11 protein-coding genes are annotated in these 14,093 nt (G+C 37.6%); 6 read left to right on the top strand and 5 right to left on the bottom strand.

The annotated features are described in order from the left end of the window. The first annotated feature begins 3 nt into the window (after positions 1-3). Positions 4-3,246, top strand: a complete 3,243-nt coding sequence (locus tag I5M07_RS07540) for an efflux RND transporter permease subunit (RefSeq protein ID WP_200105607.1) — start codon at positions 4-6, stop codon at positions 3,244-3,246. Continuing rightward, positions 3,239-4,693 carry a TolC family protein gene (locus tag I5M07_RS07535; protein ID WP_200105606.1) on the top strand — a complete coding sequence of 485 codons (1,455 nt, stop codon included), beginning with the start codon at positions 3,239-3,241 and terminating at the stop codon, positions 4,691-4,693. The genes I5M07_RS07540 and I5M07_RS07535 overlap by 8 nt, the downstream gene beginning before the upstream one ends. A 91-nt stretch (positions 4,694-4,784) precedes the next feature. Here I5M07_RS07535 and I5M07_RS07530 read toward each other — a convergent pair whose 3' ends face one another. The 5 genes from I5M07_RS07530 to I5M07_RS07510 form a co-directional block, all read right to left on the bottom strand. Further along, a complete protein-coding gene (locus tag I5M07_RS07530; RefSeq protein WP_200105605.1) occupies positions 4,785-5,567 on the bottom strand; it encodes an enoyl-CoA hydratase/isomerase family protein in 783 nt (260 codons plus the stop codon). A gap of 11 nt (positions 5,568-5,578) precedes the next feature. After that, entirely contained in the window at positions 5,579-6,994 is a 1,416-nt protein-coding gene (locus tag I5M07_RS07525) for a sensor histidine kinase (RefSeq protein ID WP_200105780.1), read from the bottom strand. A 126-nt stretch (positions 6,995-7,120) separates the two neighbouring features. After that, positions 7,121-7,672 (bottom strand): CopD family protein, encoded by a 552-nt coding sequence (locus I5M07_RS07520; protein ID WP_200105604.1) that lies wholly within the window; start codon positions 7,670-7,672, stop codon positions 7,121-7,123. A gap of 34 nt (positions 7,673-7,706) precedes the next feature. Further along, the gene (gene hemH / locus I5M07_RS07515) at positions 7,707-8,720 is read right to left on the bottom strand and encodes a ferrochelatase (RefSeq protein ID WP_200105603.1); all 1,014 of its coding nucleotides are present in this window, start codon (positions 8,718-8,720) and stop codon (positions 7,707-7,709) included. A gap of 196 nt (positions 8,721-8,916) precedes the next feature. Continuing rightward, on the bottom strand, positions 8,917-9,789 hold the full coding sequence (locus I5M07_RS07510) for an AraC family transcriptional regulator (protein ID WP_200105602.1): 873 nt from the start codon (positions 9,787-9,789) through the stop codon (positions 8,917-8,919). A 230-nt stretch (positions 9,790-10,019) separates the two neighbouring features. Here I5M07_RS07510 and hemA point away from each other — a divergent pair, with 230 nt between their 5' ends. The 4 genes from hemA (at position 10,020) to hemE (ending at position 14,069) form a co-directional block, all read left to right on the top strand. Beyond that, a complete protein-coding gene (gene hemA, locus I5M07_RS07505) occupies positions 10,020-11,276 on the top strand; it encodes a glutamyl-tRNA reductase (protein ID WP_200105601.1) in 1,257 nt (418 codons plus the stop codon). 75 nt (positions 11,277-11,351) lie between these two features. Further along, complete coding sequence (gene hemC, locus I5M07_RS07500; protein WP_200105600.1) at positions 11,352-12,278, top strand: hydroxymethylbilane synthase; 927 nt, start codon at positions 11,352-11,354, stop codon at positions 12,276-12,278. Positions 12,279-12,294: 16 nt separating this feature from the next. Continuing rightward, the gene (locus tag I5M07_RS07495) at positions 12,295-12,969 is read left to right on the top strand and encodes a uroporphyrinogen-III synthase (protein ID WP_200105599.1); all 675 of its coding nucleotides are present in this window, start codon (positions 12,295-12,297) and stop codon (positions 12,967-12,969) included. 74 nt (positions 12,970-13,043) lie between these two features. Beyond that, entirely contained in the window at positions 13,044-14,069 is a 1,026-nt protein-coding gene (gene hemE / locus I5M07_RS07490; protein ID WP_200105598.1) for a uroporphyrinogen decarboxylase, read from the top strand. Positions 14,070-14,093: the final 24 nt, after the last annotated feature.

The raw sequence follows: 14,093 nt of genomic DNA, 5'->3' as shown, positions 1-14,093 counted from the left end.
GTCATGTTTAAAAAATTTATTCATAGACCGGTTTTAGCAATTGTTGTTTCGATAATCATTGTTTTTACGGGTTTATTATCTATAAATCAATTGCCGATATCGCAATTTCCTGATATCGCTCCCACCACGGTAAATATCTTTATAGCCTATCCCGGCTCTAACGCCGATGTGTTGGTAAAATCGACCTTAATTCCGCTAGAAACTGCCATCAATGGAGTTCAAGGAATGCGTTATATAGCCTCTGATGCTACGAGTGCTGGAGAAGGAACCGTTCGTGTAATTTTTGAACCCGGCACCGACCCCAATGATGCCGTAGTTCGTGTAAAAACCAGAGTCGATCAGGTAATGACCATGCTACCCGATTTGGTACAACGCGAAGGTGTTATCATTACGCCTGTTCAACCCAGTATGTTGATGTACGTTAACTTGTACACCAAAAGCAAGGATTACGATGAAAAATTCTTATACAACTATGCCTACACCCGTTTTGTGCCAGAAATTCAAAGGATTCCGGGTATAGCAACTGCTCAAATTTTAGGAAGCCGTAAATATGCAATGCGTGTTTGGTTAAAACCAGATCGTATGCGAGCTTACAACATTTCGGCAGAAGAAGTGTTGGAAGCCATGAAAGAGCAAAGTATCTTGGCTCGACCAGGTCGATTAGGAATTAGCTCGGGTAAAAAATCGCAGTCTTTAGAATATGTATTGACCTATCGCGACCGTTACGACAAACCCGAAGAGTACAAAGACATCATTCTTCGTGCCAATAGCGAAGGAGAAATGATTAAACTAAAAGATGTAGCCGATGTTGAATTGGGAAGTGAATTCTTTGATATTTATTCTGATTTAGACGGTGCACCATCAGCTTCTATCGTATTAAAACAAAACTTTGGAAGTAACGGTTCGGATGTAATTAAAGAAGTAAAAGCCAAATTGGCCGAACTGAAAAAAGATTTACCTCCAGGGGTGGACTATAAAATTAGTTACGACGTTTCGAATTTCTTAGATGCTTCTATCGAGCAAGTAGTACACACGCTTCGTGATGCCTTTGTATTGGTAGCCATTGTGGTTTTCTTATTCTTAGGTGATTGGCGTTCTACCTTAATCCCAATTATAGCTGTTCCGGTTTCGTTAATTGGTGCCTTTTTCATCATGCAACTATTTGGCTTGTCTATCAACCTGATTACCTTGTTTGCCTTGGTGTTGGCCATTGGTATTGTGGTCGATGATGCCATTGTAGTGGTCGAGGCCGTCCACGTGAAAATGCACGAGGAACATCTCTCGCCTTATAACGCTTCCAAAGCCATTGTGAGCGAAATTGGAGGTGCCATTATTGCCATCACCTTAGTAATGGTTTCGGTATTTATTCCGATTTCGTTTATGTCGGGACCGGTTGGGGTTTTCTACCGACAATTCTCGATTACCATGGCAGGAGCTATTGTGATTTCGGCATTAGTGGCCTTAACCTTAACGCCAGTTCTTTGTGCGATGTTGTTAAAAAATACGCACGGTCAAGCCAAAAAGAAAAGTCCGATGGATCGTTTTATCGATTGGTTCAACCGCGGATTCGACAAATTAACCGGTCGTTATGTGAGCATTTTACGTGTAATTGTAAACAAACGTGTGGTTACCTTTGGAATATTATTGGCCTTTTGTGGCGGAATTTTAGTCGTAAACAAAGTCCTGCCTTCTGGATTTATTCCTAGTGAAGACCAAGGTCAAATTTACGCCATTATTCAGTCGCCTCCTGGAACTACTTTAGAGCGTACGAACGATGCCGCAGTTAAATTGCAAAAAATTTGCGAAAAGCTAGACGACGTAGAATCGGTTTCGTCATTAGCCGGTTATGAAATCATGACCGAAGGACGTGGATCGAATGCGGGTACTTGTTTGATTAACTTAAAACCTTGGGACGAACGCGAACATTCGGTTACCGAAATCATGGAAATTTTGGAAAAAGAATCCAAAAATCTTGGAGTTGTTGTCGAATATTTCGAACCGCCAGCAGTTCCTGGATTTGGTTCATCGGGAGGTTTTTCTTTACGTATGTTAGATAAAACCAACTCGGGCGACTATCAAGAATTTGAAAAAATCAACAATGATTTCATGGCCGAGTTACGCAAACGTAAAGAATTGTCTGGTTTATTTACCTTCTTTGCTGCGAACTATCCGCAATTAGAATTGCAAGTAGACAACCAAGCAGCAATGCAAAAAGGCGTTTCTATCGAAAAAGCCATGGAAAACCTCAACATTTTAATTGGTAGTACCTACGAACAAGGTTTTATTAAGTTTGGTTATTTCTTTAAAGTGTATACTCAAGCCGCACCAGAATACCGTAGTTTACCAACCGATTTGGAAAAATTATATGTTAAAAATGAAGCCGGCGAAATGGTTCCGTATTCTTCTTTCATGAAAGTGGTGAAAAAATTCGGACCTAACGAAATCACGCGTTATAACTTGTACAACTCGGCAGCTATTCGAGGTTTACCTGCCAAAGGTTACACCAGTGCCGATGCGATTAATGCCATCAAAGAAGTTGCCAAAGCCAAATTGCCTCGCGGTTATGATATTGCTTGGGAAGGATTGTCTTATGATGAGGCTTCACGTGGTAACGATGCACTTTACGTTTTCTTAGTCGTTTTGGCCTTCGTTTACTTTGTGTTGGCAGCCCAATACGAGAGTTTCATTATTCCATTGGCGGTATTGCTATCCTTACCAATTGGTGTTTTTGGTTCGTTCTTATTCTTAAAAATGATGGGCTTATCTAACGACGTTTATGCGCAAATTGGTATCATCATGTTGGTGGGACTGCTCTGTAAAAATGCTGTATTGATAGTCGAGTTTGCCGTTCAAAGGCGCAGACAAGGCGCTACTGTTTTAGAAGCCGCTATCGAAGGTGCCAAAATGCGTTTCCGTCCAATTTTAATGACTTCGTTTGCGTTTATCGCCGGATTAATTCCGTTGGTAATTGCATCTGGAGCCGGAGCCATCGGAAACCGTACCATTGGAGGTTCATCGTTAGGAGGAATGTTCATGGGAACCATTTTTGGGGTAATCGTAATTCCTGGTTTGTATTACATTTTTGGTAAAATGGCCGATGGAAGAGGATTGATTAAAGATCAAAATTTTGAACCTGTTTCAGAAGAATTTGTACGTCATTCCGAAGAAGAAAGCGAAACCGAATCTCGTTTGAACAAATTGAGCAAACAATTGAAAAAATTAATGAAAGGAAACGAAAATGAATAAATCAATTTTCAAATACATCAAAATACGATGGAGTTTGTTGGCCATAACGTTAACATTCATCGTACTGCAAAGTTGTGTTCCGACCAAAGAAATTCGCGAAGAAAACAAATCATTGCCTAAAAATTTCGACAATGTTACTGTAGGCGATACACTAAATTCGGCACACATCAAATGGAAAGAATTTTTTAACGATACGCATTTAGTTGCGCTAATTGATACCGCTTTGGTGAACAACCAGGAATTGAATATCATGTTGCAACAGGTAGACATTGCTCAAAATGAAATCAAAGCCCGAAAAGGAGAATACCTACCGTTTGTAGGTATTCAGGCTGGGGCCGAGGTAGAAAAAGTGGGACGTTATACCAGTCAAGGTGCCAACGATGCAAACACCGAAATTCGTCCAGGAAAAGAATTCCCAGATCCACTACCTAATTATACTGTTGGCGCTTATGCTTCGTGGGAATTGGATGTTTGGAACAAATTGCACAATTCGAAAAAAGCTGCTGCTATGGAATACCTTTCTACCGTAGAAGGAAAAAATTTCATGGTTACCAATCTGATTGCCGAAATCGCTGATTCGTATTTTGAACTGGAAGCTTTGGATAACAAACTGGCCATTTTGAAACAAAATTTGGAACTTCAAAACAACGGATTAAAAATTATTCGTTTGCAAAAAGAAGCGGCAAAAGCAACTGAATTAGGAGTACAACGTTTGGAAGCTGAGGTTTTTAAAAACAACAGCGAGTTATACAATGTTCAACAAGAAATTGTTGAGACCGAAAACAAAATTAACTTTTTAATCGGTCGTTCGCCACAGCATATTGATCGCGATTCGGATGATTTTATCGAAAAAAATGTGGGATCGTTAAATGTCGGCATTCCGTCGCAATTGTTGGTAAACCGTCCGGATATCCGCAGAGCCGAATTCGAATTGCAAGCAGCAAAATTGGATACTAAAGTAGCTCGCGCTAATTTTTATCCTTCGTTTACTTTGCGCGCTGGAGTTGGTCTAGAAGCGTTTAGTTTAAAATTCATAACCGAAACCCCTGCTTCGTTGTTATACGGAATTGCTGGTGATATGGTCGCGCCTTTGATTAACAGAAATGCTATTAAAGCCGAATATTACAACGCCAACGACCGTCAACTGCAAGCCATTTTTGATTACGAAAAAACCATTTTGAATGCGCATATCGAAGTCTTAAACGGAATGTCTAAAATTGATAATTTAAACAAAAGTTATCAGCAAAAAGAGCACCAAGTAACAGCTTTAACCCAATCAATTGAACTTACGAATCAGTTGTTTAGTGCTGCCCGTGCCGATTATATGGAGGTTTTATTAACCCAACGCGATGCTTTAGAATCAAAATTGCAGTTGGTAGAAACCAAAAAAGACCAATTAAATGCCCGAATAAACTTGTATAAATCGCTTGGAGGAGGATGGAATTAGTAATTCAGCCCAAAACACTTCTTTAAGCAAAAAAAAGAGTCCGTTACGCCATAACGGACTCTTTTGTTTTATATCAAAAGCTAGTATTTGTTTACTTCCCTATAAAATCGGCTTTACGTTTCTCTAAAAAAGCAGTTGTTCCTTCAGTAAAATCGTGTGTTCCAAAACATTTTCCGAAAGCTTTTATTTCGACATCAAAACCATTTTTACCTTCTTTCGCATTAGCATTGACGGCTTTAATGGCTTTACTAATGGCATAAGGACCATTTTTAAGGATTTTTAAAGCAATATCCATGCAAACTGGTAGCAATTCTACTGGTGGCACCACGCGGTTTACCAAACCATACGAAACGGCTTCTTCGGCCGATATCATGCTTGCCGTCAAAATCATTTCCATAGCGCGACCTTTGCCAACTAACTGAGGTAACCGTTGCGTGCCTCCGTAACCCGGTATCAAACCTAAGGAGGTTTCAGGTAATCCCATTTTGGCGTTTTCGGAAGCAATTCGGAAATGACAAGCCATAGCCAATTCCAATCCACCGCCCAAAGCAAAACCATTAACTGCTGCAATAACTGGTTTTTTTAAATTTTCGATAAAATCGAATACTTTTTCTTGACCTGTTGCTGCCAAATCGGTTCCTTCTTCAATCGTATAATTAGAAAACTCGGCAATATCGGCACCCGCAACAAAAGCTTTTTCACCGCTTCCGGTTAAAATTATCACACGAACCTCGTTGTTTTTGTTCAACAACTTAAAAGCTTTATGCAAATCGGTTATTGTCTTTTTATTGAGCGCGTTTAATTTTTCGGGTCTGTTAATAGTCACAATCGCTATTTGATTTTCAATGGCAATTAAAAGATTTTCGTAATTCATAACCGTACGTTTTAAGAGTTTGTAATAGGCAAGCTTACTGTAAAAGTAGTACCCGAACCATAGCTTGTTTCAAAGGTAATTGTTCCCTTATAATTTTCGATGATATTTCGTATAATTCCGAGACCCAAGCCCATACCACTGGTTTTGGTGGTAAATTTAGGTTCAAATACACGTTCAATATCTTCTTTTTTGATGCCAATTCCGTTGTCTTTCACAGCAATTTCAACCGAATTTACTTGGCGTTTTACAGTAACCAAGACCTTTTTATCTTCTTGTTCTTCTGGAATGGCTTGCGTAGCATTTTTAACCAAATTGGTAATAATTCGGATGAGTTGTGTGCGATCCATTTTGGAAATGATCTCGGTTTCTTCACTTTCAAAAACCACATAATCTTCGTTGAAAATATCCAAGGAAAGTTCTACAACCTCTACCACATTCAGCGTTTCGTTTTGTTGAGCGGGCATCGAAGCAAAGTTAGAAAATGCCGAAGCCACCGCTGTCATGGTATCAATTTGCTGAATTAATGTTTCGGAATAATCGTTCATTTTTTGCCTCACATCGGGATCGTTAGGGTTAAATTTACGTTGAAAACTCTGAACTGTTAAGCGCATTGGTGTTAAGGGATTTTTAATTTCATGCGCCACTTGTTTGGCCATTTCGCGCCAAGCTTCTTCCCTTTCACTTTGCGCCAGTTTAATGGCACTTTTCTCTAGTTTTTCGACCATCGCATTGTAGGATTTGATCAAAAAATTAATCTCTTTACTACTGGCTTCCAAAACAATCATCTCGTTTTTCTGGTTCAAATTGGTTTCGCTTAACTTATCCGAAATGGTTTTTAACGATTTGGTAATGTAGGTAGATAAAAAATAGGCCAATCCAAAGGCCACTAACAACATGAACGAATACACTTGTCCTAACCGAATTAAAAAGGTATTCAATTCGCTGTCGTAATAACTATCATCTTCTACATAAGGCAAGTTTAAAATACCTAATGGTTTGAATTTTTCGTCTTTAATTAAACTATACGAAGACCGGTTTTTTACACCATCTCGGGTTTTAATATCTACAAAACGTTTTTCGATAGAAGAGCGTACTAACTTTAGAATGTAATCGGGAATTGGTGGCGCCACGGCATCAACTGCAAACGATTCTTTTGAGCTTTTTAAAAGTTTACCATCGAGGCTGTAAATATTAATTTCGGTGTTATGAATTTGAGCTAATTCATGAATTTTATCCTTAAAAATTAAATCCAAATTATTGGCTTTTAGCGGATAAGTGGTAGTTGCCAAAACATAATTTATATGTTCTTTTACAGCATTTTCTTTACGTTCTAGGCGCTCTTGATGGTATTCTTTGGCTTCATTTTTAAACTGAATAATCGAAATCGAGGCTAACAAAACCGAGGCAACAATAATCAAAAGAATCATCGAAAGGAAAATCCTAACGCGCAAGGAAAGCATTGATAATTTGAAGTTTAGCATATTTAAGTCGGTCGAAAAGAGTGAATCGTGAAGAGTGATTTTACATAACAACTAACCACTAATAACCAATCACTATTTATTTTTTTCTCTGATTCTTTTGTAAAATTTAAACCCTAGCATAATCAATATCGAAAATAAAAAGATTCCAACTACGCCATAAATCCAATTGAATGCATTTTTTAAAACTACCAAAAAAACAACTGCAAACAAAATAATCGTTGCCCCTTCGTTCCATAAACGCATAAAATTATTCGAATATTTTACCTGGTCGTTTTGCAATTGTTTGAAAATTTGATGGCATTTTGCGTGATACAAATACAACAAAAAAACAAATCCTAATTTTACGTGCATCCAAGACATTTGCAACCAAGCGTTTCCTATTTCGGTAAAAAACAACATCCAAAAAGCAAAAAAACTAGCCAAAATAGCCGACGGCCAAGTGATGATGTACCACAAACGATAGGCCATAATTTTATATTGTGCCTGTAAAATTTCTTTTTCGGGCGAAGGTTTATCGGCAGCTTCAACTTGATAAACAAACAAACGGACAATGTAAAAAAGTCCTGCAAACCAAGTGATAACAAAGATAAGGTGCAAGGATTTTAGGTAGTTGTAGATTTCCATTTAAGTCTTTTTTCTTTACTCTTTGTTCTATTTTCTATTTAGTCCAATCGTTTATCCAGTTTCCAACCGTTTGACACCATTCATCATCATCATTGAGACACGGAATAGCCAAGAAATCTTCGCCGCCGTTTGCCTGAAAATCTTCTTTAGCGCGCATGGCAATTTCTTCTAATGTTTCCAAACAATCGGTCACAAATGCTGGTGTAACCACCGCAATTTTTTTGATTCCTTTTGCTGGCATGTTATCAATTTCAACGTCGGTATAGGGTTCTAACCATTTATCTCCTGCCAATCGGGATTGAAAGGTAGAGGTGTATTTACCTTCGGGAATTTCCAGCAACTTCACAATCTCTTTGGTGGTTTCGAAACATTGATGACGGTAACAAAATTCATGTGCTGGCGATGGCGTGTTGCAACAAGAGCCATCTATTTTGCAATGTGATTTGGTTACATCGGTTTTGCGAATGTGTCTTTCGGGAATTCCGTGATACGAAAAAACCAACTCATCATAATCAAAACCGGCCAAATGTTTTTTCATAGAATCCGCTAAATTTTGAAGGTAATCTGGTTTGTTGTAAAAGGCTGGAACATCGGTAAATTTCATGTTTGGGAACTTCTTTTTACGAATTTCCTCGGCTTTCACCAAAATAGTCAAAGTCGACGCCATAGCATATTGCGGATACAACGGAAAAAGCAATACTTCGGTAACGCCTTTATCGTGCAATTCTTGCAAACCATTTTCAATAGTCATCGTGCCGTAGCGCATGGCCAAAGCCACCGGAACGTTTACCAAAGGCTGCACTTTTTTATGCATTCTTTCGGAAAGGACTATTAAAGGAGAACCTTCGTCCCACCAAATTTTAGAGTACGCATGGGCCGATTCTTCTGGACGTTTGCGTAAAATAATACCGCGAACCAATAAGGCACGTAACAAATACGGAACATCTATCACGTATTTATCCATTAAAAATTCGTCTAAATACGGTTTTACATCTTTGGGAGTGGGACTTTCGGGTGAACCTAGGTTTACTAATAATACGCCTTTCATTCTATTTTTTTTGCTTTAGGCTTTAAGCTTTAGGCTTTAAGCTTTTTGTTCTTGAAAATTTTCGGCAAAAGTAGTGTTTGTAGCTTTTGCTGAATATGATATTTATTACTTTATAGTTATTGTGGGATATAAAAAATCAATTTGTTTGAAGCGCTTACACAGATTTTTCATCATTAAAATCAATAATGTACACGATCTATACATTCGAATTTATTGACATTAAATATTTTTTTGGCGTAGTTCCAAATTTCTTTTTAAATGCCGCAATAAAATGGCTGCCAGTACTATAACCAATTTTAAGTCCAACTTCGTTAACATTATACGAACCGCTGTCTAATAATTTACGGGCAAAATCCATTTTATAGTCAAACAAAAAACCATAGACTGTATCGCCATAAATTTGTTTAAAACCCATTTTAAGCTTTTTTAAATTCAGACCAATTTCATCGGCTAGTTCTTGTAATCCAGGAGGTTCGGCCATATTGGCGATAATTATTTCTTTGGCTTTTTTAATTTTATATACATTTTCTTCATCAACCAAAAATGGGCATTGTTCGGCATTCGGATCTTCGGTACGATTAAAATACAAACTCAACAATTCGTACCCTTTGCCTTTGTAATACAAATTTTTGATAGAAGGATGCAAATTATAGTGAAACAACTGACTCAACACAATAGCCATAGAAGGCGTGATATTGCCCTCGTTGTAGTATTTTTTATCCTTATTATCCGGACTTAAAAAAGTGATATAATTGGCTTCGGAAGAAAATAATGCGTGGAATTTTTTAATGGAAATTACCACCGAAATCACCCACGAATTAGGTGCCAGTTCTAAGTTAAGTGGCAATTCTTTTTGCGGATTGTACAACAACAACGATTTTTCTTCGTGCAACTCTAAAGCATAATTACCTTGATTGAATAAAAACTTTGCTTTCCCTTTTATGCCAAAGTGAAACTGAATCAAACCGCTGCCAATTTCGCGTTGCGCATAAAACGGTTCCAATCCATCATTTTGAAAACGAATTAAGGTAAAATCATCTTCAATTTTGATTACCTCTTGTGAACTCATAGCGACATTTTTTTAGTAAAAATTATCTGTGAATTTAACTTTTTAATTTAGAACAACTCTAAATAAACCAATTCTGAAGTATTGATTTCAGTACAAAAGTAACCAAAATTACATAAATTCAACGATTTAGAATCAAAAAAACATGTAGCGATATAAATAGCACTTTTAGCGTTATTTTTATAAATAGTATAAGTCTAATTTTGTGGCACTTTCTTGAAAAGTAATTTTTTATGATGAACAACAACGTATCAAAGCACCTTTCTTTTTATTGCGTCGGATTGAGCTATAAAAAAGCCGATGCCGAAACAAGAGGTAAATTTAGTTTAGATGCGATTGCCAAAACACGAGCACTCGAACAAGCCAAAAACGAAGGAATTGAAAGCATCTTGGTCACCTCGACCTGCAACCGAACCGAAATTTACGGTTTTGCCGAGCACCCTTTTCAGTTAATCAAATTAATTTGCGATAACAGCCAAGGAACCGTTAATGCTTTTCAGGAAGTGGGTTTTGTTTACAAAAATCAAGAGGCCATCAACCATATTTTTAGAGTAGGAACCGGTTTAGACAGTCAAATTTTAGGCGATTTTGAAATTATTTCGCAAATTAAAACCAGTTTTACGCACTCAAAATCGTTCGGATTAATCAATGCTTTTACCGAAAGATTGGTAAATGCCGTAATTCAGGCCAGCAAAAAAATCAAAACCGAAACCGAAATTAGCTCTGGTGCTACTTCTGTTTCGTTTGCTTCGGTACAATACATCATCAAAAATATCGAAAACATTGGCAACAAAAATATTTTGCTTTTTGGAACCGGAAAAATTGGCCGCAACACTTGCGAAAACTTGGTAAAACACACCAAAAACGATCATATTACCTTAATTAACCGCACCAAAGACAAGGCCGAAAAACTCGCCGGTAAACTCAATTTAATTGTAAAAGATTATTCGGAGCTGCATTTAGAATTGCAAAAAGCCGATGTAGTGGTGGTAGCAACCGGTGCACAAAACCCAACGGTAGATAAAGCCATTTTAAATCTTAAAAAACCCCTTTTAATATTAGACTTGTCGATTCCGAAAAACGTAAACGAAAATGTGGAAGAAGTAGAAGGCGTAACATTAGTCCACATGGATTATCTTTCGCAATTGACCGATGAAACATTAGAGAATCGAAAAAAACACATTCCGGCTGCCGAAGCCATTATCGAAGAAATAAAAGAAGAGTTTTTAGTATGGACCAAAGGAAGAAAATTTGCACCCACTATTAACGCTTTAAAAGCTAAATTGAATGAAATTAAAAATTCGGAACTGAACTTTCAAAGCAAAAAAATCTCTGATTTTAACGAAGAACAAGCCGAAATCATCAGCAACCGAATCATTCAAAAAATTACCACTCATTTTGCTAATCATTTGAAAGAAGACGACACTATGGTCGACGAAAGTATTGAATGGATTGAAAAAGTATTCAAAATTAACACCTTAGCCAAGTAAATATTGCTTGTTAAAATCCGAAAATACAGCTTCGCAATTTCAAAAAAAAGCAACAGCCAATAAACTATTCCTTGCATGAAAAAAAAAACAATCCGAATAGGAACTCGCGATAGCGAATTAGCCCTTTGGCAAGCCAATACGGTTTCCAAAAAACTAAACGCTTTGGGTTTTGAAACCGAAATTGTAGCGGTAAAATCGACTGGAGATCTTATTTTAGACAAACCCTTGTACGAATTGGGCATTACCGGAATTTTTACCAAAACATTGGATGTAGCCATGCTAAAAGGGGAAGTAGATATTGCCGTTCATTCTATGAAAGATGTTCCAACAGCCTTACCTAAAGGCATTGTGCAAGCCGCCGTTTTGGAGCGCGCCAATACACTCGACCTATTAATTCACAAAGGAAATACCGATTTTTTACATCAAGAAGCTACCATTGCAACAGGCAGTTTACGCCGTCAAGCGATGTGGCTCAATAAATACCCACAACACCAAGTGGTTGATTTGCGTGGAAATGTAAATACCCGCATGCAAAAACTACATGACAACGATTGGAGCGGAGCTGTTTTTGCTGCAGCAGGTTTAGAACGCATTAACTTGAAACCAGAAAATTTCCTGAATTTAGACTGGATGATTCCCGCTCCGGCTCAAGGTGCTATGCTAGTAGTGGCAATGGAAAATGATAATTTTGTGTTAGATGCCGTGGCATTGCTTAACGATATCGAAACCGAAATTTGCACCTATATCGAGCGTCAGTTTTTAAAAACGTTAGAAGGTGGTTGTACGGCTCCTATTGGCGCTTTAGTCACGTATAACGAAGACGAAGATGCGCTTCATTTTCAAGGTGTTTTACTTTCTATCGATGGAAAACAAAAATTGGAAATCGATAAAACGGTCGCAATTTCTGAATGGAAAAAATTAGGTTTTTATGCCGCGCAAGAAATTTTGAACAACGGCGGAACCGAATTGATGAAAAACATAAAAGATACCTTAAAAAAATAGTTTTCACCCTCCCTTTATGAACAAAGCCATTCGCATTTTATCGACCAAAAAATTACAGCCCAATCAACGGCAGTATTTACTAAATGCCGAATTAAGCATTGTAGAAGCTAACTATATTGAGACCGAAAACATTCCGTTTGAACTAAAAGAGATTCACGATAATTTGATTTTTACCAGTCAAAATGCCGTGAATAGTGTTTTGAAACACCCCGAAATAGAAAAGCTAAAATCTAAAAATGTCTTTTGTGTAGGTTTGAAAACTAAAATTTTACTTTCCGAAAGCGGCTTTCAAGTGGATGCTTACACCAACTATGCCGCCGATTTAGCCGAAATTATTAGTTTGGTCTACGGAACTAAAAACTACACCTTTTTTAGCGGCACTTTACGAAAAGATACTTTACCCGAAATTCTCACAGAATCGGGTGTTGTTTTTAACGAAATTAACGTGTACGCCACAACTTTAAAACCGCAAAAAAACGAGGTGGCCGTCGATGGTATTTTATTTTTTAGTCCTTCGGCTGTACAAAGTTACCTACAACAAAATAAAATTAAGAATGAAATTTGCTTCTGCATCGGCGAAACAACCGCGGAAGCATTATCAAAAACAACCAAAAATATCGTAATCGCCAATCAACCTTCTGTTGAAAACACGATTATTCAATGTATAAATTATTACAGCAATACGCTTTAAGCAATTCGCAAAAAAGCAAAAAAATAAAGAAAAACTGCTTAAAGCCTAGAGCTTAAAGCCTAAAGCAATAAAAAATGTTAAAAAACGACCTATTTTTAAAAGCATTAAAAGGAGAAACAGTTGAACGTCCACCCGTTTGGATGATGCGTCAAGCCGGAAGATATTTGCCAGAATTCAGGGCTTTACGTGATAAATATGATTTTTTCACACGTTGTGAAACGCCAGAATTAGCAGCTGAAATTACGGTTCAACCGATTCGTATTGTGAAACCGGACGCGGCAATTTTGTTTTCGGATATTTTGGTAGTACCAAGAGCGATGGGAATTCACGTAGAATTGAAAGACAACTTGGGACCAATTATTCCAGATCCAATTCGTACCATGGAACAGGTAAATCAGGTTTTTGTTCCGGATGTAAATGAAACTTTAGGTTATGTTTTTGATGCTATCAGATTGACTAAGGAAATGTTGGACAATGAAGTGCCATTGATTGGGTTTGCCGGTTCGCCTTGGACGATTTTCTGTTATGCTGTGGAAGGAAAAGGTTCTAAAAGTTTTGATACTGCCAAAGGATTTTGCTTTTCAAACCCGGTAGCAGCACATACTTTATTGCAAAAAATTACCGATACCACTATTTTATATTTAAAAGAAAAAGTAAAAGCGGGTGTAAATGCCGTTCAGATTTTCGATTCTTGGGGCGGAATGTTGTCACCAGTTGATTATCAAGAATTTTCATGGAAATACATCAACCAAATTGTTGAAGCTTTGGCTGAGGTTACTCCAGTTATTGTTTTCGGAAAAGGATGTTGGTTTGCTTTGAACGAAATGGGAAAAAGTAAAGCGTCTGCCCTTGGCGTAGATTGGACATGTACCGCTAGAAATGCACGATACTTGTCTGGTGGAAATATAACGTTACAAGGAAATTTCGATCCATCGAGATTGCTTTCTCCAATTCCAACCATCAAAAAAATGGTTCACGAAATGATTGATGAATTCGGTAAAGATAAATATATCGTAAATCTAGGTCACGGAATTTTACCAAACATTCCTGTGGATCATGCCAAAGCGTTTGTGGAGGCGGTGAAGGAGTATGGGAATTAATAGTTGATAGTTGTTCGAGAAAAC

Origin of the sequence: Flavobacterium agrisoli (assembly GCF_016522065.1) — a bacterium.
Classification (GTDB): domain Bacteria; phylum Bacteroidota; class Bacteroidia; order Flavobacteriales; family Flavobacteriaceae; genus Flavobacterium; species Flavobacterium agrisoli.
The sequence above is the reverse complement of the archived record's forward strand: the minus strand, read 5'-3'. Positions and strand labels throughout refer to the sequence as shown.